Raw genomic sequence first — 25,621 nt, 5'->3', positions numbered from 1 at the left:
TTCGATGCCGCTGACCAGGTCCGGGGTTGTCTCGAACTGGATTTGGGTATGAATGGTAAGCACGTCCTTGACCACTTCTTCAATCGTGCGACGTTGGGACGAAGGAAGGTCGAAGGTGCTACGTATGATCGCGGGAGTGGACGTGGCTTTGAATGCCGACTCCAACTCCTTCCTTTCCGCACTATCCAGTTCGTGCAATCGGCGGATGAAGGCGTCGGTGATCTGTTCCTCCAGACTCGTTGTGCCGAGGTCCATTAAGGTCTTTCGCGCAATGGCAAAGACTTCCTCCCTGGTTCGACGGCTGAGTTCTTCGCTCAAGCTCTGGTGTTCGCTTTTCAATGCCTCTTGCCACTTGGTGCGCAAGTCGTTCGACTCCTTCCGCGCTTCGTTGAGAAGTCGCTGACGCTCGGCTGTGGCGTCCTCCTCCGCCTTCGTCAGCAGTGCAGCCTGCTTCTGGGCAATCTCCTCGTTTTTACGCTGGAACTCGTCGCGTTCCTGTCGGGCATCGGCTTTTTTCGCATCGGCGTCTGCGAGTTCAGCGGCGATCCGTTTCTCCCTCGCGTCAAGAGCATTGAGGATGGGTTTGTACAGGAACCGCTTTAATAACCAGACGAGTATAAGAAAGTTGAGTGCCTGTGCGACAACCGTGAACCAGTCGATTAGCATCGTTTCACTTTCCTGCGGCCTGGGAGAGAATGTGGTTCCAGAACGGGTTGGCGAAGATCAGAATCATCGAGACCACGAAGCAGTAAATGGCCGTAGATTCGATCATCGCCAGGCCCACAAAGAGCGTCCGGGTAATCGTGTTTGCGGCATCGGGCTGCTGGGCGAGAGAAGACAAGGCGGTTGATACCGCCCTTCCTTCCCCCAGGGCCGGCCCAAGGCAGCCGAACCCGGTGGTGAGGCCAGCCGTGACAATGGATGCCACCGCGATAAGCGTCATACTGTCCATAGTGTCTCCTTTGTTTGTTGTGGCATGTGTGTCACTCTTTCCCTCCCGATTCGATTTGCGGTTCACGCTGACGTGTTCGTGTGGCGGCCGCAATGTAGACCGTGGCCAGGATACTGAAGATATAGGCTTGGACCATTCCGGTGAGCAGACCGAGCAGGCTCATGACGATCGGGAAGATGAAGGGTGTGATGGTCAGGAGAATGGCGATGATCATGGCTCCGCTCATCATGTTGCCGAACAGGCGGACAGCCAGGGCCAATGTCCGCGAGAATTCGCTGATAATGTTAAACGGTAGCATGATGACGGTCGGTTTCAGGTAGGACCTGAGATACCCGCCGACTCCCTGCTCCTCAACGCCGAAAAGGGGGACGGCCACAAACACACACAACGCAAGGGCGACTGTGGTCGAGAGGGATCCTGTCGGAGGTTCGTACCCGGGAATGATCGTACAGAGACTGGCAATGGCGACGAACAGAAAGATTGTTCCTAGAAAGCTGAGATACTTCCGTGGCTGACTCAGGCCTACCTCTTCTATTTGGTTTTCGATGGCCGTGACGACGATTTCCAGAAGATTCTGCCAACGCGACCGTGTCAAGCCGGTGGACAGGTGCCGCGTAATGACTGTTGATCCAATAGCCAACAGGAGCATCAATCCCCACGTGAACGCAATTGTGGCATTCAGCTTGATGAACCCGTATTGCCAGTAAATGATGTCGTCCGGGCTAAGGTGCATGGCTGGGCTCCTGTGCCGGCTTGCTTGGGTTTTCGGCTACGTGGGTGACTCGCGTGACGATCGGACGCGCAATGGTAAATCCAACGAGGCACACCAGCAGCCTCTCCCATTGGCCGTCCGAGACGATAAAGAAACCGGTTAAGGTCAGGCTCGTTCGCACCAGCAGGCTGACGATGAACCAAAGGGCCGGTTGTGTGGATGACAGGCCTTTCCGAATCGTCCACCAGAGGCCACCAAAAAACATCGCTCCGAGCAACATTCCTGTGACCAGGGCCGGCATGATCATAAAAATTTCATTCATCGTGATTCTCCTGTTCGGCTCGAATTTCCTGATCTTCCCTGGTCACCCAATGCCACGCATTGACACAGCCGATGATTAAGCCGATGAAGAGCAGGGTGAGCGTCCATGAATGTGGTGCGGGATGGTGTTTGTCCAGCCAGAGACCGAGCGACGCACCCAGGAGCGTTGGAATCGCCACAGACCAACCGATCAGCCCCATCATCCCCAACCCAAACCAGATGGTCCGCGTCGTGTGACGTTGCGCCTTGAGTTTGCGCGCAGCCTTCGTGCCGACCTGCCGGGCTAAGGTCGTCTCTTCCCTGAGAGGCTTTTCTTGCGGGTCCTCAGTCATGGCGAAAATCCGCGAAGCGGCGCACAAAACTACTTTCCAATTTGGACATCACCGAGCGGAGGCTTTGCTCCTGTTCGTCCAGAGTGAGAAATTCACGTTCCACAGCCTCGCGCAATTGGTGGAGGTCGGTTCCGGCAATGGCGTTGCGCACGGAGACCAGCACGTTGGGGCCGCTTTTGACCAGCACCCCTTCATCAAGTGCCACGTACATCTCTTCTTCCCCTTTTCGTTGGTAGATCAGAATTCCCGGCTCGAGTGCTGCCACGCAGTCAAGCCGTTGAGGCAAAATGCCAAACGCGCCCTCATGGGTTTCTGCGACGATACGCGTCACTGCGCTCTGCTCGGCGAAGATCCTGAACGGCAGAAGAATTTTCAAGGTCATGAGCGCTGGTTGCATGCTTGATCTTCAGTTGGGATATCGACGATGGCTTCGACTACCGTTTAGACTTCCCATTGGGGTTCGAGTCGCCCGTGGTTGTGTGGTTCGACTCCTGTTCGTCTTGAGCTGCGGGGCTCCCCGATTTAGCATTTTCCTGTGCTTGGTCAATGGCTCCGATCATGTATAGGGCATGCTCCGGATAATCCTTAAACTCATCCCGCAGGATGCGTTCACAACCGTCCAGGGCGTCCTTGCGGCTCACGAGCTGTCCTTTGAGGCCTGAGAACTGTTCCGTCGTAAAAAATGGCTGAGTGAGAAACCGCTCCAGCCGTCTAGCCCGAGCGACAACCTTCCGGTCCGCAAGGGACAGTTGTTCCAAGCCAAGCATCGCGATGATGTCCTTGAGTTCTGCATATTGCGCCAGTGTCCTCCGGACCTCCTGTCCGATGTGGTAATGCCGTTCGCCGATGGTACCCGGCGTAGCCATTTTTGAATTCGACTGCAAGGGATCAATGGCCGGGTAGAGCCCCTCACTGGCGCGTTTGCGGGAAAGCACGATGGAGGCGGAAAGATGCGAGAAGGTGTGGACCGCAGCCGGGTCCGTGAAATCGTCCGCCGGGACGTAGACGGCTTGAATCGAGGTGATGGCTCCGGTATCGGTGTTGGCGATGCGCTCCTCCAACTGGGATAATTCGGTGCCCATAGTCGGCTGATAGCCCAGGCGCGATGGCATTTGCCCCATCAACCCTGAGACTTCCGAGCCGGCCTGGATAAATCGAAAAATATTATCGATGAGCAGGAGCACATCGCGATGCTCGTCATCCCGGAAATACTCCGCCATGGTCAAAGCCGCGTGGCCCACACGAAATCGGCTGCCCGGTGGCTCGTTCATCTGTCCAAACACCATGACCATGTTCGGCAGCACGCCGGCTTCCTTCATTTCGCGGTAGAGTTCTTCTCCTTCGCGACAACGTTCGCCGATCCCGCAAAAAATGCTGACTCCCTCGTGGTGCCCGATCATATTGTGAATCATTTCGGTAAGTAAGACGGTCTTGCCCACGCCCGCTCCGCCGAACAGACCGGCCTTGCCTCCACGTTCCAAGGGCATCAGTACATCAATCACCTTGATGCCTGTCTCGAAGATTTCGGATTTGGTGGAGCGTCGGGCTAACGATGGCGGGGCTCGATGGACTGTGCGATATTGAATTTCTGTTGGCGCCGGCTCCCGGTCGATGGTGTTTCCGAACACGTCGAACATGCGGGAGAGAATGCCCTTGCCGATCGGAGCCATTAGCGGTCCGCCGGTGTCTTCCACGACCATGCCGCGCGCGAGGCCCTGCGTAGGCGTCAGTGCAATTCCGCGTACGCGATGTGTGTCGAGTTGGGCCAACACCTCGATAGCGATTCGTCCCTCCTGTCCTGTGCGCAACAATGAATAGATGGGCGGCAATTGGTCTTCGAACCGGATATCCACCACGCTGCCGCGCACCGAGACGACCGCGCCGAGATTCGAAGGACTGGTGCTATGCTCCATGCGTGGACTCCTTGAATTTCCGGTACCACTGAAGCAGGGCCTTGGCCGAGCACTCGTGTTTCCATGAGGGACCCGGCCTTGTGCTTTTTCTCGTGGATGGGGAATCCGTTAGCATGTTCTTCAATTCAACTCCTTAGCGGTCATATGAGTCAATGTTTCCAGGGAAAGTAAGGTTGCCGTCCGTCGGAACCATTTGCGCAGTTTTCCGATGATGGTCAGGTCCCGATTTCATTGTGCGTCTGATCTTCGCCGGTCTTCATGAGAGCTTTTCGAGTCATGACTGGTCCAATAAGTTCGAAGACGATGGTTGATCCTATCGCAACCGGAAGAATCACTTCCTTAAGTTCGGGCAGGTGTTGGCTGGCCAGAAGTGCCATGCCCAATGCGACTCCGGCCTGTGGCCAAAGGGCTATGCCCATCCACTTTTTCCAGGTAGGAGGGACGTCACTGATGGTGCCGCCAACCCATGCTCCGCCCATGAGACCGATCAGGCGCAAAAGAATATAGGCGATGCCCAGTCCGCTGGCTGCTCGCAAGGAGTCTAAGTCAAGTGAGGCTCCCGCCAAAATAAAAAAAAGGATCATGAAGGGCCATTCGATTCCTTCGATAGCCGTAAAAGGACGTCTGTGATGGGTCGCCAGATTTGACACCGTGGCTCCCAGCATCATTCCCGCTAAGATAAATGACACATTCAGCCATACGGCCATTCCCCCGCACAAGAGGACGATGCCCAATGCTTCGACTTGAGTGGGTTCTCCTGGTTGCAGTCGTCCCGTTAAATAGGCCATTGGGATACCCAGAAGCAGTCCCAGCAGTAATGCTCCACCAATTTCCCACATGCCGAGGAGAAGAATGTCCCACCCCTCTCCCTTTCCGTAATAAGCCTGAGTCAAAGCCAATAAAAAGCTGAACACGATGAGACCCCAGGCATCGTCGATGCCCACCACACTTTCCAGTGTTTGAGAAAATTCTCCCTGGCCTTTGACCTCCCGGATCACATCGATGGTGGCCACTGGGTCGCTCGCAGGAGCAATCCCTGCAAGAAGTAGGGCGATCTCCGGAGGGAACCCTATCAGGATAAGGCCAAGGAACATGGCTGCTGCAGCTCCCACCACTTCCCCAATGGAAATCCAGAGGACCGGTTTTCCCCTTTTTCTGAGAGATCGAAGCGTTAAATGGTGGCCGATCAAAAATCCCACCATGGACAAGGCGATGTTGGTGACAACCGGAAACCAATCTTCCCTGACGTCCGGCAAAATATCGAACCCCGATGGACCAATGGCAAATCCGGCCATGAGTAACAGAGTGACTCGTGGTAAAAAGGTCTGGCGTCCCAAGAGGTCCGTGAATAGCCCTAACAGAAATAATCCTCCAAGGGTAATCAGTATTTTAGGGATTTCGTCCATCTCGTTTTTATCCAAGGAGGTTCAATTTCATCGGCGTGCAGGTCTGGTAGGGTACATGAGCAATTAAGGTCCTTGAAGAAGAGCAATCGTCCTTCAACAATCCAAGGACTTCAGGTCAGGGCAGAATGAACGATTAAGCCTTTCAAGAAGATGGGTTGCGACGCGTTCTCTTTGTTTTTGACTTAACAGGTTTGAGGATCGCATCAACATTCGTAACGGATTGTACTTTAGGGTAAGGATGGGGAACGCATAGCACCGGACAAGCTACTGTGCGAACGACTTTTTCGGCCGTGCTGCCAAAAAAGATTCTGGTAATATCCCCTGTTTGCCCACCATAACTGCCCATGACGACAAGGTCGACATGTTCCGTTCGTGTCATACGGGCAATTTCCATAAAAGGTTTCCCTTCGCTGAGTAAGCGCGAAATTTTTATCCCTTTGGCTTCAGGTAATGCGAGGAGTCCCCGTGCGAGAAGGCGGGCCTGGTGGTGTAATCGTTTTTTCTGGGTTTTCTCCTCCGAAGGCAGTGCGAGCCCGAGAGCGTTCAGGGCATCCAGCGATTTGGTGTCGATGACATGAAGGAGAATAACCTGTGATTGGAAATTTCTGGCGAGACGAAGGCCAACCAGGAACGCTTCTCGTGAGCTGGGGGCAAAATCGACGGGTATCAGAATTTTTTGGAACAGACCGTTATTCATGTTGTTGATCTCCTGATGTGTTTGTCATAGCGTGGGAATTTACGATAATGGAGGAGAACTCAGCAAAGAAAATGCCAGATCATGTTGGTTCCCTGAGATCCTAGCCGGACTAGGTACGGGAGGAGTCAGGATGTTGAAAATGCAATAATTAAAATATTCTTCTCTCGAAGAAAGAGGAAAAAGGCTACAGTATGCTGAAGGAAAATAGTCCCAAAAAAGGGCATGCAGGGGATTGAGTTTACCGGCTTTATGTTTTTTTTCATGAAAATTCAAAATCCTGAACAAAAAATTTTTGTTGAAAAATATTCAACTTGGCAGGATTCCTGCGAGTACCAGACTGTACCGTCATGAAAAGTGGTGTGGTGTGAAGTGTCCTGTGACCGAGATTGAGGAGATCAGACGATGAAAATCCTGTGTGCGGTTGATGGGTCGGAGTTTTCTCTCTGGGCCCTTGAATGTGTGGGAAAGTTATTTCGCCATTCGGTAAAAGAGTTGGTGCTGTTGCATGCGGTTGATCCACGGATATTGAGAGGTGGTGGGGGAAAGCGACCTAAAAAGGATGAGCCATGTACCAAGGATATTTCCCAAAAGCTGGAGGCAGCGGGTCAGAAGGTCTTGACGGATTGTGCCCATCGAATGGAAATGGTGTTAAGCCAAGCTACCACCAAGCCGTTTGCGGCAATTAAGACGGTCGTGGTGAAGGGCCATGCGGCTGATTCCATTATTTCCTATGCTGAGCGAAGCCGACCTGATTTGGTGGTTGTGGGATCACGCGGAATGAATGATCTTCCGGGATATCTGCTTGGGAGTATTTCGAGAACGGTTTTGACCCACGGCCCCTGCTCGGTCTTGACGGTCAAGGGTCCACTCGATGTGCCGGCTTCCGTCTTACTCGCTCTGGATGGGTCCAAGCCATCAAAGTTTGCGGCGAACCGCGTGAAGGAATGGCTGTCTCCTGAAGAGGTAACTCTTCACCTGGTGTCGGTTGTGCCCGATATCCTGACCGATGCGTCCAAGAAGATGTTCCCGAAATCACGTCTGAAGGCCCTGGTGGCTCCCCTTCGCCAGCATGCTCAGGAATGCCTTGAGGAGTATCGAGAATTGTTTCTCAAAGAAGGGTTTCAAGTAATCGGAACACGTCTTCAGGGGAATCCACGCGAGAAAATCGTTGAATCGGGTCCAGCATGTCATGCGCAATTGGTGGTCATGGGCTCCAAAGGGCTCACGGGTGTGGAACGATTTACCATGGGAAGTGTCTCGGAATGGGTGAGCGCCTATGCGCCCTCCTCCGTGCTGGTCGTCCGGCATTAGAATAAATTGTAAAAGGCGAAGGCCTTGTCTGATTTTATGGGTAATTTTTATATGAAGAGCGGGCATTACGCGACATAAAGGAGGGGTTTTGTTGAACACAAGAAAGACAGGACGTTCGCAAGGAAGGTCTGTGAAGCCAAGCGGGTTATGGCTCCAAAGGCTGATGGGATTCGTATTGGTCGGGAGTCTGATCTCCTCGGGAGCCTATGGAGAGCATCTGGATGTGTCCGGTGGTCTCACAGACACCTCCTTGGACTGTCATGGGGTATTCCTGGGAAAACGGGTTCCGGAAGAGACGCTGACCCGGATGTTAGCCGCACATGCCCGATGGCTCGCCGATCATCAAGACCCGAAAGGGGTGCAGGCCAATTTATGCGGGGCCGATCTGGCCGGAGTTGATTTTCGGGAGGAAGATTTGAGCGGCGCCAACTTTCAAGGGGCCAACCTGACTCGTGCCGTGTTCACCACGGCCAAGTTAGTCCATGTGAACTTACAAAAAGCCAATCTCACCGAAGCCTCTTTCTACTCGGTTGATATGCGCGGAGCCAACGTCTCTGGTGCCAATGCGCGGTTAGCGGATTTTCGAAAAGCCGATATGACCCAGGCGAATTTCACCGGGGCGGATTTGCGAGAAGCGAATCTTGCCGAGTCCGGTTTCCGCTTAGCCATCTTGCGGAGTGCCGACTTAGAGGAAGCCTATCTGGTGAGGGCGGATTTTGAAATGGCCAATCTCGCAGAAACCTCCCTTATTCGAGCGGATGGTCGAGAGGCAAATTTTCGCCGGGCCTTACTCGTCAATGCCAAACTACTTGAAGCGGATTTCAATCGAAGCGACTTCCAAGAAGCTGATCTTCGTTCGGCTGATATCTCCGGGGCCGATTTGGGGTTAGCGAATCTGAGTGAGGCCCTACTGGACCATGCCAATCTCCGTGAAGCGAATTTGGATAGGGCCGTGCTGTTTCAAGCCAATCTCGAAGGAGCCAATTGCGCCGGGGCAAGTTTTCAGAATGCCGACTTGCTTGAGGCCAATTTAATGAACAGCAATCTCTTGCGGGCGACATTGGATGAAGCCTATCTCGCGAAGGCAAATTTGCAGGGGGCAAATCTGGAAGGCGCGGATGTCTCGTGGGCGAATCTGGTTGAAGCGGATCTTTCGCAGAGCAATCTGGAATTTGCCTTGCTGTTCGGCGCCAATCTGGAAGAGGCGAAACTTGATGGGGCGAGGTTTTACGGGGCCGATCTTCGGGGAGCGGATGTCGAAAAAGCCTCTTTTCAGGGCACGCGCTTGGAGGGTGTGGCCCTCCGGTATGCCCAAGGATTAAACCAGGCACAACTTAATCAGGCTTGTGTCGATGCACGAACTCGATTGCCGGAAGGATTGATTGTACCACCGCCATGTCGGCGCTGACAGTCTCATAATCAAAGTTCGCCATGGGTCAATAAATTTCAAGGAACATGCTCACCATCTCATTTACAGAAATTTTTTTCCAACACCCAACAAGATACGGAGCGACAGAATGTTCACTGTATTTGAGCCAGGAGGTTTGCGGGTATCCTATGTGCCGGGCTCTGTTCGGCAGAGAAATGTGGAGAAAATCTCGAAGCCTTCCGCCGCAGGCAACGTGAAGGTTGGTCAGGAGAATACTCATTCGGTTTCTCAAAGCAATGCCGGTTCATCTTCCTTGCAGGCTCGCTTGTATGAACAGGTTGAATCGTTCACACAATTATCTCGAGCAAAAATTCTTGCGAGAGAAATCATGTCCTCCCCTGTTCTCACGCTTCCTGTCACGGCCTCACTTTCTCAAGCCTGGGAGGTGGTGCATTCCAAGCGATTTCGACATATTCCTATTCTCGGAACAGATGATGCCGTGGTGGGGATGTTGTCCGATCGCGATCTGTTCCGAGGAACCATGGAGGCGGCTCTTTCAGGGACAACCTGGTCCATCAAGCAGCCTGAGGGTCCTATCAAAAATCTGGTCAGTCACCCGGTTTTGGTCGCGTCTCCGGAGGCCGAGCTTCGCGCTATTGCGAGAGTGTTGTTGGAGGAACGCATCGGCGCTTTGCCGATTGTGTCTGAAGCCGGTGGATTAGTCGGAATGATTACTCGAAGTGATATTTTACGTGTCCTGATCGCCCATCCCGACTTTGATCAGTGGGTTTAAAGAAACAGTTCTCTGGCCATTGGTGAGGAAGCTCTCACAGGCCCTCTAATCCCAGTCATCGAGTTGAAGGAGAAAAATTATGTTTGAACAGGGAGAGAAACTCTTAATCGTTCATCGCCGACTATTTGAAAAAGATACCCCACGGTTTTTTGTGGGAGAGGTGCTGGTCTATGAAGCCGGGATAGTCAGGGTCAAAGGGTATACGTTTGTCAAAGATATGTTTAGCGGGAACATGCAAAAGAAGTCCGATCTTCGCACAAAGGTCATGTCGATCATCTCGGGGACCCTCATTGTGTATCAATTGCCGGTGTCGGCTCTCTTGGATTCGATGATATTTAGTCTGGATCAGGATGGAGGGTTGGTGTTAACGGATGAGGGAGGATTTTCAATGGATGTGTCGGAATCCCTCTATAAACACGAAACGCATCAATAAAAAAACATCCTTGGTTTTTTTCTGTCAAGACCTGTATCTTTAATTCCCTTCATGTTTCTTGCCTAGGCTTTCAGTTTCCATACCCCCCTCTGGTCTATGCAAGAATGAGCTGCATGGGTGCGAGTCTCCGGCATTTTCGAGTATGGCTAATACGAAAAATGACAGAGGGAAGAACACGCCGTGAATGTTCAGGAGGGTTTAGCGACCCCGTCAAAGGAACCACGGAATTGGTCGGGAGTCATGTTTAAAATTCCGGCATACTGTGTAACGGTTTCCATGTTTGCCAAATCTTCCGGTTCTAATCGGGCCATATAGGCACGGGCAATCTTATAGGATTCCGAATCAACATCGACCATGCGCACACGGGTGCGGCCCGTGTCGGAATCCACGATGTCTTTGAATGGCAGCGGGGTAAAACGTCCATTTACGATCGACACCATGGCGCCATTCCCTCCATCCAGAAGGAATTGGGCGGCGCAATACCCCAAGTCCCGGGTGTATTCCATGTCGAACGGAATGGGGTCGGCGCAGCGAAGTTCATACCCAATGTTTTTGGACACGATGGTGGTCTGAATATCCGAGTGTTTGAGCTTCTGAGTGACGGTTTCCTTCAGGACTTTCCCGATATCCAGTTCCGATAGTCGGATATTGCCATGTTCATCGCGTTCAACACCGCCTAAGAGGGCGAGGTCGTCCTGATCCAAAAACTCCGAAAGTCCTTCAGCCAACACAGCCACACCGTCCGAGCGGCCTTGGGCCAGACGTTTGGTCATGGCTCCCACCAGAATGTTGGTTAAGTGCCCAAGCTTGAGCGTGGACCCCTTGAATTCCTCGGGAATAAGGGTGAGAGTCGCACCTGCCGCTTTCCCGATGCCTAAGGCCAAGTGCCCGGCTTTACGCCCCATGGTGACTACGAAATACCATCGGGAGGTGGTCTGCGCGTCAATCATGAGATTTTTGACCAATTCGACGCCCATGTGCCGGGCCGTTTGAAACCCAAAGGTCGGGATACCATGGGGAAGGCACAAATCGTTATCAATCGTTTTTGGCACGTGTACGACTTGTAATCGTCCGCTAGCTAACTCCGCCAGCTTTAATGCGGAAAAGGCGGTATCATCCCCGCCAATCGTGATGAGACCGGTCACATCCAATTTTTGAAGGGAGGTTAACGTTGTCGATAAATCTTGCGGACGCTTGGTCGGATTGGCGCGAGAGGTGCCCAATAACGAGCCACCACGAAAGTGTAAGTGGCTAACCGTTTCGCGGGTGAGAGGTTGAGTGTGGGACAGGTCGCCTTTCATCAACCATTGGAATCCGTCTTCAATCCCAAGCACGTCCACCTCACGGAGACGACTTCGAATTGTGGCGGCTTCAATGACGCTGTTGATGCCGGGGGCAGGTCCGCCTCCGACCAGAATGGCGAATTTGGTAGACGGGGAATCCATGGTGTTGTTTCTCGCGTTAAAAGTTAAAGCGGATCATCATAGAGAGAGTCCGTTCGAGTAATCAAGTCGGGGCGTGTGAAGGTGGTTCACGAATCAGTAGCACTGAGCAAGGGGCGTGGTGAATGGTGGCATGAGACACACTCCCGTGTGCCAGTCGTTGAAGCGGTGAACGACCGGGGGTACCCATGAGGACTACTTGTGGTTGAAGACGTGAGATCTGGGCTTGAATGACCGAGGAAGGAGCCCCTGGTTCGACAATACTCTTTACGGAGTATCCCAGGCTTGAGAGTTTGTCCGTGATGTCCTTTGTCAAACGGGCGCCTCCGTTCTGGAGTTCTTTCTTCCAGGAATCGGGTAAGAGTGCGCCAATCGGAAGAACTGGCTGGGCAAAGGGGATGACATGCAGCACCGTAATATGAGGAGTGCAACCGAAAGGCTTTTGTGACAAAAACTCAACAGCCCATTTAGCATCTAGAAGTTGTTCGATGGGAAGAAGGATGTGGTTGAACGGAACAACGGGCGCCTTGATGAGAAGTACGTGGCAAGATGCGTGTGTGGCGACCCGGTGGGAGACGCTTCCGATCAGGTGTTCCTGAATGGTTCCGAGCCCACGCGAACCCATGATGATGAGGTCTACGGATTCGTGCTTCGCCATCGATAGAATGACCGAGGCGGGAATCCCGATTTCAAGGTGTTGCGAGACCTTCCGGCACTCCGGTGGCAAAAGGGAAGCGGTCTTTTCGAGGATTCGAGTGCCTTCTTCCCGCAACGCCTTTTCTGCGGCTCCGGAAAAATCATGACCGACACTCATCCCTGTTCCCGGATAAGCAAGTTGCGGGACGGAAATGGTGTGGAGCAGTAGCACGCGTTCAGGAAGAGACAAAGCCTTGACGCTTCGAACGGCTTCTACTGCCTGTGACGAATTATCCACAGGAATTAAAATGGTTTTGGGTTTCAATTGTGCGGTTGGGGGCTTCATGTGTCCTTCATTTTATTGATACCCCACCAGGTTGTGGGATGAGGCTCTGTGTAATCTGGTAGGAGACCCTATTGCGGGGTCCTGGGTTTGTTTGTGTGGTGCTTTCAAGAGTTGTGATACCCGTTGGTCTTTAACTCGTGGAAAATGTTGATAATGAGCCCAGACTGGGATAAAAGGATCAGACATCTGGAGGTTCTCAATGGGGTCGACCAGCGTTCGTCTATGACTATTCATCTCAGCCAGCCCCACTGAAATACCGATGGAGTCTGGTCGCTAGGATGAGCCACACTTCTTTACGATCTGTGAGATGAGGGGTCCGCCTGTTCGTGAACTGATGGTTCAGTGTGTGAGAGTGGATGCTCAGTTTTATGGAGTGGGCACGTATTGATTCCTAAGACTTGCCAGGCCGGGCAGTACCCGATTATTCCCGTCAACAAGGCGATAAGCCCGACAGCCATGAGGACAAGATCCCCCCACTCCGGTAACAGAGAAAATCCTGATAAGGCAAGAAGAATAAGCCCTATCGCAATGCGAATGATTCGCTCATGATGCCCGACGTTGCGATATTTTTTCATATGACACCTCTTGAGATGATGAACGCTCCTCTTTCACCCTTCCTAATCTAAGTCGCCACTCGCGACTCGTACCGCGCCCAGTACCTGGTTGGCGTTGAAAGGACGTCCGATAATCTGAATTGCCCCCAGTTGACTGGCTTCTGGTGCGAGGCTTTGGTTAGATTGCCCCCCCAACACCACCACCTTTCCTGAGAATCCTTTTTCGCGGAGTTGCCGTAAAATTTCCAGACCGCTCGGCTGGGTCAGATATAAATCCACTACGACCAGCGAAGGGTTATGCCGTAACACGGATTCAATAATATTTTCTCCCTCATCCAGCAAAAGAAAAGGGTCGCCTTTTTCCGTTAAGGTCTGCTGTAAATTTTTTCGCAAGATGGGGTCGATGGTCGCAATGAGTAACATAAAAGAGATATCCGTTATGGAAATATTGTACAATCTGGAAGCATCAAAAGCTGTGCCAAAATGTCAGGAAGAGATGACCTTGATTTATCAGGAAAGCAAATATTCAGACATGGGAAAGTGGCGCAAAAGTCCCCATTTCAGCTTAGGGGAAGTGTTGCTCTTGTCCTCAGTTTCACCAGGTTAGGGGGACTTGCTCTTAGGGGTATTTCATTTTAATAATCTTCTTGAAATCTGTAATATCCATACATCTCAATTGACGATAAATAACAACAGAATCATGCTGGGGAATGGAAGTCTGTTAGTCTGAGGAAACTCATCGTGAAGAGTCGCGTAATTTTTTTCATAAGGAGTGGTAACTCAATGAGGGCGTTATTGGTGTTCGTTTTCATCTTGGGATGTTCGGGAACCGGATGGGCAAAAGACATTGAATTGGTCGCCCTTGGGGTGAGGGCTGGGATGAACTTTAAAGATGCGGGTTTGCAGCCTGGCGAAAAGGAGGACTTTGAACAATTTGATGTCTTTGGCATCGTGGGACTTCCCTGGAGGTGGGAAGGTACGTCCGGGTGGGAGGTGCGTTCGCAAGTCTGGGGTTCCGCGGGTGCGTTGAGAGGAGCCGGGGATCTTGGTTTTATTTCAACTCTTACCCCTGGGTTAGCTTTAAGAATTCCGAGTTGGCGTTTAATTATTGATGGTGGAGTGGGAGGAGCGCTCATCAGCAAGTGGGAGTTTGGCCGACAAGATATTGGTGGTCCCTTTCAATTCATTGCCCATGTTGGCGTGGGTGTTCAGCTCCCAGGGAACATGGTAGTGGGCTGGAGATTTCATCATATGTCTGATGCCACGATTTATGGAGACAGTCGTGGTGTGGATTTCCATATGCTTGAGGTGGCCTACTACTTCTGAAGGTTTTCATGCCTTTGGGATGTGCCCATTTTAACATGAGTGGAGAGATGGCTGTCTGTCACATCCATTCATGACGTCCTCTCTCTCTGGTCTTTTCCTAGAGGTGAAAGAAGCCAAGTGAGGCATAAGACGAGAAAGACGATGCTCCCCATAGAAAGCACCGTCAATGCGACCTATTTTTGGGGATATGGCCTCTTGGGTGCTGGATGATGAATCAAACCCTCTGCCTGTTAGCCTCCATAAACATTAATCAAATGGTTATCAATCAGATGATTCAATAAGTCTGTGCGGGAGATCATGCCCAGGAGCTTGCCATTACGCACGACGGGAATTCGGATAATCTGATGTTTGACCATGTTGTTGACAATTTCCTCTGCTGTTGCCGCTTCGTCAACCGTCACCGGGTTCGGGGTCATGACGTCTTCGGCCTTTAGTGTGTGCAAATCTTTCCCATCGACCAGGGCTTTCAAGACATCAAATTCCGTGACCATTCCTACCAGATGATTACCTGGTTCAATAACAGGCACTCCGCTAAACGTGCCGGAATGAATGAGGATCGAGAGGTCACGAGCACTATACTGACGGGTCACCGCGACCATACGGGTTTGCATGAGATCGCGCGCTTTCATCTGCAGATTCGGTGTAGCCATGAAACCTCCTGATAGAAAAATTCCTTTGTGTCCCATCCTGTTATGGGATCGTGTGGACGTCTATTTTAAATCTCGCACAGTGGTTCTAGCAAAACAGAGGGCAGTTGATTTCCGGGTTCTTCTCGCTTTTCTTCCAGTTACCATTCTCCCTCTTTCATTCCTCAAACGTATGAGCCATGAATGGTGACTATACAAAAAGGCGAGGCCTGAGGTCTCATGCCGCTAGAGTTCCCTTTTTACCATGGCAAGAAAATAGGGAGGAATTCAAGGAAAAGACTATAAGCAAATCAGGCCTTACCCGGCACGCTATGTTTCTAAGGGCATTTACGGGGGCGGCTCCGATGATTCCTGACCCATTCATGTTAGGCATGGTTTTAGTTTTTTTAAGCGCTGACTGAATTTGACAAAATAGAGATGTCCTGACCAATAGCCCTCATCCGGCGGGAAAAGCAAGGCTCCTCTATCTAGAGGATGACCACGTGAGCGGGATATCCTATGCGGCCTTCCGAGATGGGGAAGTCATCATGTCTGTTGTTATTCAGCGACTCGAACTCGGGACCTTGCAAGCAAAAGTGGAAGCCAGAATGATTCATGCCAGGCAGCGAGGGTTGATTCATACGATTCCCCCACGTTTCGAGTTGGTGGAACAAGACGGAGTCAATTTTCTTATCGAGGCCGTGTTGCTATGTCCGGCCGAATTCGAAAAATCGGCCTTCTATAACGCTGGGGAAGCTGCCGGAGCAAGTCAATGGCATAAACATGTGCAAATGGTCGCTCCTCCCTTGGCGGCTGAAGTGGCTCACCATCCCATTGAACCCTTTTGCATACGGCCCGATTTGAGGGGACGTTAGGGTGGGTTTCCAGGCTTCCTTTTTCGCATGTTCTGGTCCGGATGGATCCCGAATGGATCGGTTCTTCCCTGGATGGGGCACAAGAGTTGCTGTAGGAATACTTGCAAATGTTGCGGACTGTCGGATTGGCGGACGGTGGAATGGCAGGGTAAACCAGGATGACCGGTCCTTACAATTTACCGGTGACACGACAGTGGATGTTATTGGTTCCACGCTCCAGAGAGTGCTTTGAAGGGACTTCCGTGAATGCCTTGGGATTTGTCGGAGAGTTGTCGGTGTGAGACCAGTCGCATCTTGATCGATTGAAAACGTGTGGGGCAATGACCGTACTTCGTCGAGTGGCCATGTGCTAGGGGAATTTTTCCATGTTTTCCTCTGGCACTTCAATGAGTATACTTAACGTGTACGTTGTGATGATGTGTGTCTGTTGTTTCTATTACTCAAATTGAGAGGGAAGAAAACACTATGGATCTTCAGATTGACAGTCGAAATGTGACGATGACCCCACGGTGGAAAACGGAGATTGAAACTCGGATGGCCGATTTGCAGGCCGGCCATGAGGACTTGATCCACGGGCGGGTGACACTCACAAAAAATGCTCATCACAAAAAATCCGAAAATGTGGCAGAAGCCCTGGTGGTCGTCACGATGCCCGGTCGTCATACCCTGACCGCCAGAAAAGAGGAAAAGACGTTTGAGGAGGCTATTCGTGCGGCGTTCTTTGCCATGGAGATTGAAGTGAAGAAATTTCGAGACAAACGGGCCTCCAAAGAAATTCGGGTCCCCTCTATTCCATTACGCGGAGTGATTTCTAAATTGTTTCCCCAGGAAGGGTATGGTTTTCTGCTCCAGGAAGGAGGAGGAGAGGTCTATTTTCACAAAAATGCTGTGCACGGAATGAAGTACGAGGAACTGGAGGATGGGGTGGAGGTCTTGTTTAATATTGAAGATGGGGAGAAGGGGCCACAGGCAACCACAGTCAATCCCCTTCCCAGCGTCCCAGGAGCAGTCGATAAAGCTGCCTTCTCCTGACGAGGCTTGATCAAGAAAGACAACGAATTGTATTCGAGTCCTGGCCAACCCTCAGATGGCTGGACCACTCCAAAGCCCGACCTCTTGTGAGGTCGTCGGGCTTCGGGTGTTTATCTGACTGGGGCGGCTTATGGAGTACGTTTTTGTAATATCGGGCTTCGAGGACTTTGTAATATCGGGCTTAAGGGCTGCTGTCTATTCACGGTCGGACTTAGTGTGTCGCGCCTTTCAAGATTCGTGGAGCATGGCTGTGAGTTGTGTTTACCAATACAGTCTCGTGAGGGGTTTAACGTGGAAGTGTCGATCCTTCGCTCAAGCAAATCATTGGGGTTCAAGAGAAATAGCATCAAGAAATGATCCAGTGAGGTTGCCTCACCCGAGGTCACGCCTCCCGCTCCTGGCCCCAAGACATAACCCTTGACCAATAACTTTTGCACGGCTGCTGCACAATCAAGTCCTCTCGTGATTTCTACATCGACGGTCGAGGACATATTGTCAACGACAAACGTATTTGTGGCACTCTCGACGCAGTCCAACAGGACCACATTTCGATCGAAAAATGGGAGCTTCTGCGCCTCAGATATCTCCCAGGTTAGAAAACCTCCCGCCAGACCTCCAAGTAACACCGCTATTCCAAAAACCATCTTGTGTTGTAAAAGGTTCCTCATTGAGTCCTCCATATGTGTAAGTGTAAGGGCCATGCCGAGATTATTCCTTAAGCATTTTGACTCAGCTAACCGTGATTGAAGGTTGTTTTTCTTGGCCTTTCAGCTCTCGCACCGGCTAGTGGATGTGGTGTGGAAACCAGATCCGGTTCAAACGCGGGTGACGCACGGATAAAAATGTGGAATCCCTCCTTTGATGAAGTTGAACAAAAAAAGGGCCTTTGAGGCTTACATAATCCTCAAAGGCCCTCCATTGCCTTGCCCTATGTGCTCAACCCACCTATGAACTGTTCCTATGATGGGTGAATGGAATTTCTACCACAATCTGAATGAAAATGTCCCACCCCGTATTGGCCGGCTGGCTGGATTCAAAGGGAACGCGGTTCCTTGTGGCCGGATATCATATGGTAACTTTCTCTTGAGGATTTCCCTCACCCGCCCCTTTGCCTCAATAGGGGCGAGTGACCATTCAAGAGTCATAGTTGAACTTTCCAATACTCTAGTTCGATAGACAGGTTGGTGGCATGTGGACCGATGGGTAAGAACGCCGATGGCAGCCCATTAGGCTTGAGCCAGGGCATACCACAGCATTCCCCTGTTCTAATCCTCGGGGTGTTGCAGGGCCCGGCAGGGGCCAAGAACGGTCATGATCGCAATCCCCTGGCGAAGGTCTGCCCGATTGCGCACACGAAGTTGACTAGCGGTTCGGCGTTTTGGGGAGGTTGTTGGTCTGAATTCCTGTATGGGTTGTTTGGGCCTTGACGAGGACGTTCCCGTAGCGTCAGGCGCCTGAAGATCACGCTTGTCATGGGCATCATTGGATGGACCAAAAAGATCTTTAAGATCCCTGAATGCGATGTCTCGCCGTATTCGCTCATTCAGCCATCGAATGGCCATGGCGAGCCCGGATAAAAAAAGCAGGATAACAAAAAACACCAATGATTCCATGCTCATTACCCCCCTCACTTTTTCGTTTGGCCGGAAGATTCTTCCTCCGTGCCGGCAATGGCGTCCCGCATGGCCGTATCGGCTTGCACATTTTTCATTCGATAATAATCCATAATGCCTAAATTTCCCTGACGAAATGCTTCGGCCATGGCTCTGGGAACTTCTGCCTCGGCTTCGACGACACGGGCTCGCATTTCCTGTTCCAAGGCGACCGCCATCGCTCGCCGTTCTTCCGCTTTGGCCTGGGCAATTTGTTTGTCCGCATTGGCCTGATCGATTTGCAGTTTCGCGCCAATATTTTCACCGACATCTACATCCGCAATGTCAATGGACAAGATTTCGAAGGCTGTGCCGGCATCGAGTCCTTTCCCTAAGATATTTTTTGAAATGTAATCCGGGTTTTCCAGAACATCCTTGTGAGAGGCGGAAGATCCTATCGTGCTGACCATGCCTTCTCCCACGCGGGCAATGACGGTCTCCTCACCAGCTCCGCCGACCAACCGGTCGATATTGGCGCGAACGGTCACCCGTGAGACGGCAATCAGCTGGATGCCATCTTTGGCGACAGCCGTGATACGGGGGGTCTCGATGACTTTAGGAATGACCGACATTTTGACGGCCTCCAGCACATCACGACCGGCCAGGTCGATGGCGGCAGCGCGTTTAAAGGTCATGGGGATATTGGCCTTGTCGGCTGAGATCATGGCATTGACGACTTTGACCACATTCCCCCCGGCCAGAAAGTGGGCTTCCAAATCGTTCACGGGAATATCAAGTCCGGCCTTCACCCCGCTGATTCTGGCGTTGATCACGGTGACCGGAGGGACCCGGCGCAACCGCATGCCAATAAGTGTAAAGAGCCCAACGTAGGCGTTGGAAGCCCATGCCGCAATCCAAAGGGGAATGGGAATGACATAGAGAAGGCCAAACAAGAGCGCCAGGACCATGACGAGGAGTCCAAGGGAACCGAATGCCTGGGTTTCAATTTCCATTATGCGGGTTCCTTTTCTGATGGTGAAAAGTCGTCAAGGAAGGAAATATCATAAACGTGTAGCGAAGTGATTTTCGATTGGTAAATTTCCCAAAACTTCATGGATGTGACCTCAATGCTGCCTTGACAGAGAACCAGCATAAAGTATAACAGCAATGAGCGAGCTTTTTTCTTCATTATTTTAGCCCTTCTCCCTCAAGCTCTCCTAGATTCGTATGCCGTTTCCATCATTATGAAAAGCCAGAGGCTTCCGGTGGAATGAATATGGGAATATCTCCGCCTTGGTCCCGGATTTCCAACATTTTTGACCATGATGAAAAGGTCTTATTGCTGATAGGAAAATTATGAATAAAAGGGAAAGCTATGCGATGGTGTTCGCGATTTCCAGTCTTGGGTTGTTGTGGCTATATGTTGTGCTGGTCCTGTTTTTAGGCCGGTCTATCGGCGGAAGGGTCATAGGGCTGGGCTTGATAGCTCTTTCCCTTCCTTTCGCTGTTGGCGTGTTCTTCATTGTCATTAGAACAGTTATGGTTCGTGGCCTGGTCTCCTCACAGCACCTTGTCAACCTCGCACTAGGGGTGTGTGTTTCACTAGGTAGTCTCTTCATCGTGGACATCACATATTCTATTCATCTCAAGCCACAGACTTTTGGTAAACCTCGTCTGGAGGACTCGAGACCATTTGATTCTGGGGTTACCTGGAAGGAGTTGTATCCTCCCCTCTACTATCCCACGGACCGCAATTTCCGCTTACACAAAGCCAATTTTTCGGTCAGTGGGATGCATTATGGCGTATTGTATAGTCCCGAGTTGATGCAATCACCGACTCTTGCCAAATCTGTGTTCGAACTCCAACAATTCTCTTGTACTATCGATCAGCACGGATTTCGCAACACTATAGAATTGGATCAAGCTGACATTTTTGCACTTGGGGATTCCTTCACCTTCGGATGGGCGGTTGATGCCGCACACTCCTGGGTTGGAATTCTCGAGCATGCCATCCATCGCCCGATTTACAATCTGGGAATACATGATTCCTCGCCAAAGCAGGAACTCGAACTACTGAAATACATGTTAAGAAGGTCGGGAAACTCTCTGAAAATCCAGACACTGCTTTGGATGATTTACGAGGGAAACGATCTTGAAGATACTTATGGAGAACATCGTCTGCCTAAGCCTAATAGTCCCAGTCATATGGAACAATTGATGGAGGGAACCGTCCTTCAAAGTCTGCACGAAATTCCCTTTCTCATCAAAGAGCAGGCGATGATCACGAAAATACGAGATGAAGGCATTGTTTTTCGGCTTCCACGTTTACAAGAAAATCGGTTTAACCCAAACCTCATTGACGGTATACAATCGTGGTTTCCTCTCTACCAGTCTACTGTTCTTGGACCGCGTCTGTTTATTCCCCAATACATAGATAGGGCAGGAAAACCACTCTCCTATGTTTTACATCACCCCAATAGACCACGTTTGGATCAAGTGTTTGAGGAAATGGTACAACTGGGAAAGGAATTTTCTTTCAAGGTCATTGTGGTCATTGCTCCGACCGCTGTAAGACTTCATGGACCGTTGTATGACAATTTGCCATCAATATCCGACAAGCCTCATTTTATCGATTACGTCGCAACGTTGTCTGATCAAAAGGGATTCAGGACTCTCAATCTGCTTCCCTTTCTCACGCCCTATAAAGATAAGGAACTCTTATATCTAAGAGACGATGATCATTGGAACAAAAAGGGCCATGCTGTTGCTGCAGAGATCATATTCCGGGAAGTATTTCAGGGGAGAGATGGAAAAGGAGAATCGTGACGGCTTTTTTGGGGAATGGAAAGGTAGGCTGAACAAGAAGACGTAAATGAAAAACTTGAAACCGTACCGGCGCGATACGAAAGGAGAAGTAGGAGGAGCCAAAAGAATCTAGGGCAAATATAGCCCTGAGTCCAAGGTAACTGAATGAATGCGAGGAGTTCTCGTTCGATTAGACGGTGTCCTGTTCTGATGGGGGTAGCGCGAGTTGAACAACGACCCGATTACCATCGATTCGTACGACTTTCAGCGGTTGACCGGCATCGATAAAGGTTCCATCGGATACCACATCCACTCGTTCTCCATCAAAGCGGGCAATCCCGGAAGGGTGAAGATCTGAAACTGCTAATCCCTGTTTTCCCAACCAACGATGATCTTCTGCCGGGCTCGATTCGTAACCCTCTTGAGCCTGAAGATTGGTTTCCAGGATCAGGCGTTTCCCGAATGGAAGGCGTGGAAAATAACGGAGCAAAATGAGGGTGGCGATGATGGCCACCAGGATTGAGAGGGCCACTTGCCCAAGCGCGGACAGCATGGAATCCCAGGAGGCTCCGGTCCCGATAAGGCTCAGTCCAAGTCCTCCCATAAGTGCCAAAATTCCTAAAATTCCTGCCATGCCAAAACCGGGAATGACAAAAATTTCCAGTCCAACCAAAATCAGCCCAAGTCCGACTAGTAGAAATTCTTCCAATCCGGCTAATTGAACAAGCCCATGCCCCCAAAAAAACAGGGAAAGGCACATAAGCCCGATGGCGCCAGGTACCCCGAATCCGGGTACCCGCATTTCCAACATAATTCCGAGAATGCCGACCGTCATCAACAATGAGCTGACCACGGGATGGGTGAGGAACCGCACCAGTGACTCCGCCCACGTTTCCGACGCGTATACAATCTCGGCATCAGCGAGGTTCAGTGACTGTAGCACAGCCTCCAGCGAATTGGCTTGAAAGTCCGCGATGTTGACCTGTAACGCTTCTTTGGTGGTGAGCGTCAGTAATTTACTTTTTTCAATGAGGTCGGGAATTTCAACATCCGCATCCACCATCGCTTCGGCAATGAGCGGGGGGCGGTTCCGTTGCTCAGCGGTAGCCCGAAATTCCTTCCGCATGTAGGACACGGTCTTTTCTTCGACCGGTTGGGCCGGGGTGCCGGGAAGACCGATCTGCACCGGCGTGGCGGCACCGATCGTACTGCCTTCTGCCATTACGATTTTTCCCGAGGCCAGGCTAATGAGCGCGCCGGCGGAGATGGCTCGTTTGTTGATGAACGCGACGGTGGGAATTTTGGATTCCAGGAGAGCATCCCGAATCAGCACTGCGGCGTCGACCCGACCGCCAAAGGTATTAATCTCTAATATGACGGCTTTGGCTCCGGCGGCCGTGGCTTCGTCTAATACCCGTTGCACAAATGGCGCGAGTCCCAGATCGATGACTCCCTCGATGGGAGCCACATACACGACCGGCTGTGACGGGTTGGCCAGGAGGGGGTCGGCATTGAGAGCAAAGGCTGTTAAACATGCCAAGCTCATCAATAAAAATTTTTTCGGGACTATGGATTGCCACATACCTTCCACGCGCTGCAAGTAGGATATTGTTTGTTTCATGAGTATCATGCCCGGCCGTACATTCTCTTTCCGATTTCGAACACGTCGAAAAACCATAGTTAACTGATTATGTGGAGTCCGGGGCCAATGGGTTTACGCCGAGCATCGCTCAATCCGGTGGTGGTAAGCCGGTCTTCGCGTTCTTATACTGGTGGAAGGCATGGATCGCGCTCTTGAGAGTGGGGTAAATGTTTGAACCCCAAAGCTCCTTTCGCTTTCGTACCCACTCGGGTTCGAAGAAGCGCCGGAGATTTTCCCTAGCCTGGGCCTCCACCAGTACGATGCCTCTTGGGGCCAATTCGTTACGGATCTCATCCAGCTTTTGCACAGCCGTGGCATCAATAACGTTGATCGGACTGGCATCAAGCACGACCCATTCAATTGGGGTTTTGGAGGCAGCGATCGCCTCAAACAGACATTCTCTGAAGTAGTCCACATTGAAGAACACCAGATTTCCTTGAAAGCGGAACAAAAGCAGACCGTCTATGGTCCTGGCATTTGGATAGTCCAGGATATCGTGAAATCCTTTCACCCCTTGAACCCGTCCCAGGATTGCGCTGTGGGGACGAGCCGCTACAGTGAGCAACCATAAGAGCGAGAGGGCCACTGAAAGGATCACCCCCGGCAAGGCGCCGAGGACGAGCACGCCCACGGTGGTGATAATCGACAGGAAAAACTCTCGCCGGCTGGTCCGAAATAGATCCCGCAATGAGGAAGTGTCCAAGAGTCCGACGGCCGATACCATGATCACGGCTGCCAGTGCGGTGCTCGGAACTTCTGCCAGGGGCGCGGTGCCGAAGAACAGAACCAGCAGCATGGTGAGACCGGCTATCATGCCGACCATCTGAGTCTTGCCCCCCATGGCGTCATTCACTGCGGTTCTGGAGTCTGCCCCTGTCACGGGGAATCCTTGGCCCAGTCCGGAAGCAAGATTACAGGCTCCGAAGGCAAACAGTTCCTGATTCGAATCGATCTCATATTGATTCCGCCGGGCAAAGCTTTTTGCGGTGAGTATCCCGCTGGTGAAGCTGATCAAGACGAGCCCGGCAGCGTCGCCGAAAATGTGCCGGAAGACTTCAAGATTGAGAGTGGTGAAATGAAACGCCGGCAATCCGGCCGGAACTTCTCCCAGGACGGCGACCCCAACCTGCTTAAGGTCGAGAGCGATGACCGCCACGATTCCGAGTATCACGACCACCATGGCACCGGGAATTTTCGGCAACCGCCGTTTCATCACGATCAGGACGATCAGCAATCCCACACCCAGGATTACCGTCGGGTAATGGAACTCCTTCATTTTATAGATCAGCTCTGTCAGTTGGAGATAAAACTCTCCTTCCTTTGAAGAATACCCGAGAAAGGTTTTCAGCTGACCCGCCAAAATGATCAGAGCGACGCCATTCAAATAGCCTGTCAAAATCGGGTTTGATAGAAAATTGGCGATAAACCCCAACCGTAAGAACCCTGCCCCGATGTAGAGAAGACCGGTCATGATGGTCAATACGACCAGTAGTGCCAGGTAGCGCTCAGGGTCACCGTTTGCCAGAGGGGTAAGGCCCGCTGCGACGATGATGCAAGTGGCGGCGTCCGGACCGGTCATCAATTGCCGTGAAGAGCCAAAAAGGGCATAGGCAAACAACGGGAAAATGGATGAGTAGATTCCCACGACCGGTGGTACCGCTGCGATTGCTGAGTAGGCAATACCCACAGGCAGTGCAATGGCCGCAACCGAAAGGCCGGCGGACAGGTCGCGGCCGAGCCAGTTGTAATTATAGTGGATGAAGGTGTGGAGACCCGGTGCGACCCGATGTAAGAGAGATCGGGTGGTTTGTGGATTAATTTGAGTAGCGTCCAATCTGGGATCCTTTTCTATGTCATTTTTATTCAAAAAAAATTCTCTCACCCGCCATCCCACTGATCTGGCGGGAGAGGAAATCAGTGTTGCAAGATGCCAGGTTGTTTTTAAGGATTCTATACCAAAATGCTGTCTCAGTGCTCATCTCAAATGTCTGCGTGTATCGTCTCTTGTTTTGCCATATGTTTTTTTTATATCGGGGAAGGGAAAAGTGATCTCATCAGTTCCTGGCATGAGTGAAATCAGCCTGTCATTCATGAATAATTGAGTTTCATCACGGACTCGGGTAATCCTGTGGTGGCCCCCTCGTCCAGGTGTTTCTGCCTTACGGTACAAGGTCTTTCATCCAGACCTGATGGGATCGGTTACTGATCGAAGAGCAGTAGCCCAGGTCGATGCGTACCGTTCTATAGAGAGGGGAGGCCTACAGGCCACTTCCTACCGGATTTTTAAATTTTCCGCGCGTCAATTCATTCGAGGCTTGTATAGGTGGGGGGAGCCAATCTCCTGGCCTGTTACCATTTCTAAATGGGTTCGAAAATCAAGTGAAGGCCAATAACCAAAAATTGACCAACATTTCCGCCTTAAGAATCCCGGAATTTTCTGGATACCGATGTTTCTGCGTGTGGCAAGCAATTCCCAGGAATTTAAACGGAGTTAGACATGTTCCAG

At 51.4% G+C, this 25,621-nt stretch carries 27 protein-coding genes; 8 read left to right on the top strand and 19 right to left on the bottom strand.

The genetic code is table 11. The features are described 5' to 3' along the window. The 9 genes from AAH187_RS03150 to AAH187_RS03110 form a co-directional block, all read right to left on the bottom strand. Positions 1-666, bottom strand: a 666-nt coding sequence (locus AAH187_RS03150) for a hypothetical protein (RefSeq protein WP_342346978.1), incomplete at its 3' end; no start/stop codon positions are given. A 4-nt stretch (positions 667-670) separates the two neighbouring features. Next, complete coding sequence (locus tag AAH187_RS03145; RefSeq protein WP_342346977.1) at positions 671-952, bottom strand: F0F1 ATP synthase subunit C; 282 nt, start codon at positions 950-952, stop codon at positions 671-673. A gap of 31 nt (positions 953-983) precedes the next feature. Next, complete coding sequence (locus AAH187_RS03140; RefSeq protein WP_342346976.1) at positions 984-1,685, bottom strand: F0F1 ATP synthase subunit A; 702 nt, start codon at positions 1,683-1,685, stop codon at positions 984-986. Beyond that, positions 1,675-1,986: an ATP synthase subunit I gene (locus AAH187_RS03135; protein ID WP_342346975.1), complete on the bottom strand. Its 312-nt coding sequence runs from the start codon at positions 1,984-1,986 to the stop codon at positions 1,675-1,677. The genes AAH187_RS03140 and AAH187_RS03135 overlap by 11 nt, the downstream gene beginning before the upstream one ends. Next, a complete protein-coding gene (locus tag AAH187_RS03130; protein WP_342346974.1) occupies positions 1,979-2,317 on the bottom strand; it encodes an AtpZ/AtpI family protein in 339 nt (112 codons plus the stop codon). The genes AAH187_RS03135 and AAH187_RS03130 overlap by 8 nt, the downstream gene beginning before the upstream one ends. Beyond that, the gene (locus tag AAH187_RS03125) at positions 2,310-2,714 is read right to left on the bottom strand and encodes a F0F1 ATP synthase subunit epsilon (RefSeq protein WP_342346973.1); all 405 of its coding nucleotides are present in this window, start codon (positions 2,712-2,714) and stop codon (positions 2,310-2,312) included. The genes AAH187_RS03130 and AAH187_RS03125 overlap by 8 nt, the downstream gene beginning before the upstream one ends. Before the next feature lie 37 nt (positions 2,715-2,751). After that, entirely contained in the window at positions 2,752-4,230 is a 1,479-nt protein-coding gene (atpD, locus tag AAH187_RS03120; RefSeq protein WP_342346972.1) for a F0F1 ATP synthase subunit beta, read from the bottom strand. Positions 4,231-4,445: 215 nt separating this feature from the next. Beyond that, positions 4,446-5,636 (bottom strand): cation:proton antiporter, encoded by a 1,191-nt coding sequence (locus AAH187_RS03115; protein ID WP_342346971.1) that lies wholly within the window; start codon positions 5,634-5,636, stop codon positions 4,446-4,448. A 142-nt stretch (positions 5,637-5,778) separates the two neighbouring features. Then, a complete protein-coding gene (locus tag AAH187_RS03110) occupies positions 5,779-6,333 on the bottom strand; it encodes a universal stress protein (protein ID WP_342346970.1) in 555 nt (184 codons plus the stop codon). A 402-nt stretch (positions 6,334-6,735) separates the two neighbouring features. Here AAH187_RS03110 and AAH187_RS03105 point away from each other — a divergent pair, with 402 nt between their 5' ends. The 4 genes from AAH187_RS03105 to AAH187_RS03090 all read left to right on the top strand — a co-directional run bounded on the left by AAH187_RS03105 (position 6,736) and on the right by AAH187_RS03090 (position 10,239). Further along, positions 6,736-7,644: a universal stress protein gene (locus AAH187_RS03105; RefSeq protein WP_342346969.1), complete on the top strand. Its 909-nt coding sequence runs from the start codon at positions 6,736-6,738 to the stop codon at positions 7,642-7,644. Positions 7,645-7,735: 91 nt separating this feature from the next. Beyond that, positions 7,736-9,052: a pentapeptide repeat-containing protein gene (locus tag AAH187_RS03100; RefSeq protein ID WP_342346968.1), complete on the top strand. Its 1,317-nt coding sequence runs from the start codon at positions 7,736-7,738 to the stop codon at positions 9,050-9,052. A gap of 109 nt (positions 9,053-9,161) precedes the next feature. Further along, positions 9,162-9,806, top strand: coding sequence for a CBS domain-containing protein (locus AAH187_RS03095; protein ID WP_342346967.1), 645 nt, complete (start codon positions 9,162-9,164; stop codon positions 9,804-9,806). A 79-nt stretch (positions 9,807-9,885) separates the two neighbouring features. Beyond that, positions 9,886-10,239: a hypothetical protein gene (locus AAH187_RS03090; RefSeq protein WP_342346966.1), complete on the top strand. Its 354-nt coding sequence runs from the start codon at positions 9,886-9,888 to the stop codon at positions 10,237-10,239. Between the two features lie 188 nt (positions 10,240-10,427). Here the strand turns inward: AAH187_RS03090 and pfp are convergent, their stop codons facing one another. The 4 genes from pfp to AAH187_RS03070 all read right to left on the bottom strand — a co-directional run bounded on the left by pfp (position 10,428) and on the right by AAH187_RS03070 (position 13,640). After that, on the bottom strand, positions 10,428-11,684 hold the full coding sequence (gene pfp / locus AAH187_RS03085) for a diphosphate--fructose-6-phosphate 1-phosphotransferase (protein WP_342346965.1): 1,257 nt from the start codon (positions 11,682-11,684) through the stop codon (positions 10,428-10,430). A 61-nt stretch (positions 11,685-11,745) separates the two neighbouring features. Then, complete coding sequence (locus AAH187_RS03080) at positions 11,746-12,663, bottom strand: universal stress protein (RefSeq protein ID WP_342346964.1); 918 nt, start codon at positions 12,661-12,663, stop codon at positions 11,746-11,748. Positions 12,664-12,956: 293 nt separating this feature from the next. After that, a complete protein-coding gene (locus tag AAH187_RS03075; protein WP_342346963.1) occupies positions 12,957-13,238 on the bottom strand; it encodes a DUF2892 domain-containing protein in 282 nt (93 codons plus the stop codon). Positions 13,239-13,280: 42 nt separating this feature from the next. Then, complete coding sequence (locus tag AAH187_RS03070) at positions 13,281-13,640, bottom strand: response regulator (protein ID WP_342346962.1); 360 nt, start codon at positions 13,638-13,640, stop codon at positions 13,281-13,283. Positions 13,641-14,000: 360 nt separating this feature from the next. Between AAH187_RS03070 and AAH187_RS03065 the strand changes: the two genes are divergently transcribed. Beyond that, positions 14,001-14,543 carry an acyloxyacyl hydrolase gene (locus AAH187_RS03065; RefSeq protein ID WP_342346961.1) on the top strand — a complete coding sequence of 181 codons (543 nt, stop codon included), beginning with the start codon at positions 14,001-14,003 and terminating at the stop codon, positions 14,541-14,543. A gap of 230 nt (positions 14,544-14,773) precedes the next feature. Here the strand turns inward: AAH187_RS03065 and AAH187_RS03060 are convergent, their stop codons facing one another. Further along, positions 14,774-15,193 (bottom strand): CBS domain-containing protein, encoded by a 420-nt coding sequence (locus AAH187_RS03060; RefSeq protein WP_342346960.1) that lies wholly within the window; start codon positions 15,191-15,193, stop codon positions 14,774-14,776. A gap of 479 nt (positions 15,194-15,672) precedes the next feature. Between AAH187_RS03060 and AAH187_RS03055 the strand changes: the two genes are divergently transcribed. Together AAH187_RS03055 and AAH187_RS03050 are read left to right on the top strand one after the other, a co-directional pair. Beyond that, on the top strand, positions 15,673-16,044 hold the full coding sequence (locus AAH187_RS03055) for a hypothetical protein (RefSeq protein WP_342346959.1): 372 nt from the start codon (positions 15,673-15,675) through the stop codon (positions 16,042-16,044). Positions 16,045-16,509: 465 nt separating this feature from the next. Next, positions 16,510-17,076 (top strand): HPF/RaiA family ribosome-associated protein, encoded by a 567-nt coding sequence (locus AAH187_RS03050; RefSeq protein WP_342346958.1) that lies wholly within the window; start codon positions 16,510-16,512, stop codon positions 17,074-17,076. Positions 17,077-17,204: 128 nt separating this feature from the next. Here AAH187_RS03050 and AAH187_RS03045 read toward each other — a convergent pair whose 3' ends face one another. The 3 genes from AAH187_RS03045 to floA all read right to left on the bottom strand — a co-directional run bounded on the left by AAH187_RS03045 (position 17,205) and on the right by floA (position 19,681). Next, a complete protein-coding gene (locus AAH187_RS03045) occupies positions 17,205-17,744 on the bottom strand; it encodes a hypothetical protein (protein ID WP_342346957.1) in 540 nt (179 codons plus the stop codon). A 597-nt stretch (positions 17,745-18,341) separates the two neighbouring features. Further along, a complete protein-coding gene (locus AAH187_RS03040) occupies positions 18,342-18,689 on the bottom strand; it encodes a hypothetical protein (RefSeq protein WP_342346956.1) in 348 nt (115 codons plus the stop codon). Between the two features lie 14 nt (positions 18,690-18,703). Continuing rightward, a complete protein-coding gene (gene floA, locus AAH187_RS03035) occupies positions 18,704-19,681 on the bottom strand; it encodes a flotillin-like protein FloA (RefSeq protein ID WP_342346955.1) in 978 nt (325 codons plus the stop codon). 343 nt (positions 19,682-20,024) lie between these two features. Here floA and AAH187_RS03030 point away from each other — a divergent pair, with 343 nt between their 5' ends. Then, on the top strand, positions 20,025-21,494 hold the full coding sequence (locus AAH187_RS03030; protein ID WP_342346954.1) for a hypothetical protein: 1,470 nt from the start codon (positions 20,025-20,027) through the stop codon (positions 21,492-21,494). 169 nt (positions 21,495-21,663) lie between these two features. On the opposite strand, the gene AAH187_RS03025 is transcribed toward AAH187_RS03030, so the two are convergent. Together AAH187_RS03025 and AAH187_RS03020 are read right to left on the bottom strand one after the other, a co-directional pair. Continuing rightward, positions 21,664-23,094 (bottom strand): nodulation protein NfeD, encoded by a 1,431-nt coding sequence (locus tag AAH187_RS03025; RefSeq protein WP_342346953.1) that lies wholly within the window; start codon positions 23,092-23,094, stop codon positions 21,664-21,666. Positions 23,095-23,203: 109 nt separating this feature from the next. Continuing rightward, positions 23,204-24,949, bottom strand: coding sequence for a SulP family inorganic anion transporter (locus tag AAH187_RS03020; RefSeq protein ID WP_342346952.1), 1,746 nt, complete (start codon positions 24,947-24,949; stop codon positions 23,204-23,206). Positions 24,950-25,621 lie beyond the last annotated feature (672 nt).

This window comes from uncultured Nitrospira sp. (genome assembly GCA_902500695.1).
Lineage (GTDB): Bacteria > Nitrospirota > Nitrospiria > Nitrospirales > UBA8639 > Nitrospira_E.
The sequence above is the reverse complement of the archived record's forward strand: the minus strand, read 5'-3'. Positions and strand labels throughout refer to the sequence as shown.

Excerpts from the sequence above, each read along its gene's own strand:
- AAH187_RS03145 (WP_342346977.1), bottom strand. The coding sequence starts at position 952 with ATGGACAGTATGACGCTTATCGCGGTGGCATCCATTGTCACGGCTGGC.
- AAH187_RS03140 (WP_342346976.1), bottom strand. The coding sequence starts at position 1,685 with ATGCACCTTAGCCCGGACGACATCATTTACTGGCAATACGGGTTCATC.
- AAH187_RS03135 (WP_342346975.1), bottom strand. The coding sequence starts at position 1,986 with ATGAATGAAATTTTTATGATCATGCCGGCCCTGGTCACAGGAATGTTG.
- AAH187_RS03130 (WP_342346974.1), bottom strand. The coding sequence starts at position 2,317 with ATGACTGAGGACCCGCAAGAAAAGCCTCTCAGGGAAGAGACGACCTTA.
- AAH187_RS03125 (WP_342346973.1), bottom strand. The coding sequence starts at position 2,714 with ATGCAACCAGCGCTCATGACCTTGAAAATTCTTCTGCCGTTCAGGATC.
- atpD (WP_342346972.1), bottom strand. The coding sequence starts at position 4,230 with ATGGAGCATAGCACCAGTCCTTCGAATCTCGGCGCGGTCGTCTCGGTG.
- AAH187_RS03115 (WP_342346971.1), bottom strand. The coding sequence starts at position 5,636 with ATGGACGAAATCCCTAAAATACTGATTACCCTTGGAGGATTATTTCTG.
- AAH187_RS03110 (WP_342346970.1), bottom strand. The coding sequence starts at position 6,333 with ATGAATAACGGTCTGTTCCAAAAAATTCTGATACCCGTCGATTTTGCC.
- AAH187_RS03105 (WP_342346969.1), top strand. The coding sequence starts at position 6,736 with ATGAAAATCCTGTGTGCGGTTGATGGGTCGGAGTTTTCTCTCTGGGCC.
- AAH187_RS03095 (WP_342346967.1), top strand. The coding sequence starts at position 9,162 with ATGTTCACTGTATTTGAGCCAGGAGGTTTGCGGGTATCCTATGTGCCG.
- AAH187_RS03090 (WP_342346966.1), top strand. The coding sequence starts at position 9,886 with ATGTTTGAACAGGGAGAGAAACTCTTAATCGTTCATCGCCGACTATTT.
- pfp (WP_342346965.1), bottom strand. The coding sequence starts at position 11,684 with ATGGATTCCCCGTCTACCAAATTCGCCATTCTGGTCGGAGGCGGACCT.
- AAH187_RS03080 (WP_342346964.1), bottom strand. The coding sequence starts at position 12,663 with ATGAAGCCCCCAACCGCACAATTGAAACCCAAAACCATTTTAATTCCT.
- AAH187_RS03075 (WP_342346963.1), bottom strand. The coding sequence starts at position 13,238 with ATGAAAAAATATCGCAACGTCGGGCATCATGAGCGAATCATTCGCATT.
- AAH187_RS03070 (WP_342346962.1), bottom strand. The coding sequence starts at position 13,640 with ATGTTACTCATTGCGACCATCGACCCCATCTTGCGAAAAAATTTACAG.
- AAH187_RS03065 (WP_342346961.1), top strand. The coding sequence starts at position 14,001 with ATGAGGGCGTTATTGGTGTTCGTTTTCATCTTGGGATGTTCGGGAACC.
- AAH187_RS03060 (WP_342346960.1), bottom strand. The coding sequence starts at position 15,193 with ATGGCTACACCGAATCTGCAGATGAAAGCGCGCGATCTCATGCAAACC.
- AAH187_RS03050 (WP_342346958.1), top strand. The coding sequence starts at position 16,510 with ATGGATCTTCAGATTGACAGTCGAAATGTGACGATGACCCCACGGTGG.
- AAH187_RS03045 (WP_342346957.1), bottom strand. The coding sequence starts at position 17,744 with ATGAGGAACCTTTTACAACACAAGATGGTTTTTGGAATAGCGGTGTTA.
- AAH187_RS03040 (WP_342346956.1), bottom strand. The coding sequence starts at position 18,689 with ATGGAATCATTGGTGTTTTTTGTTATCCTGCTTTTTTTATCCGGGCTC.
- floA (WP_342346955.1), bottom strand. The coding sequence starts at position 19,681 with ATGGAAATTGAAACCCAGGCATTCGGTTCCCTTGGACTCCTCGTCATG.
- AAH187_RS03030 (WP_342346954.1), top strand. The coding sequence starts at position 20,025 with ATGAATAAAAGGGAAAGCTATGCGATGGTGTTCGCGATTTCCAGTCTT.
- AAH187_RS03025 (WP_342346953.1), bottom strand. The coding sequence starts at position 23,094 with ATGAAACAAACAATATCCTACTTGCAGCGCGTGGAAGGTATGTGGCAA.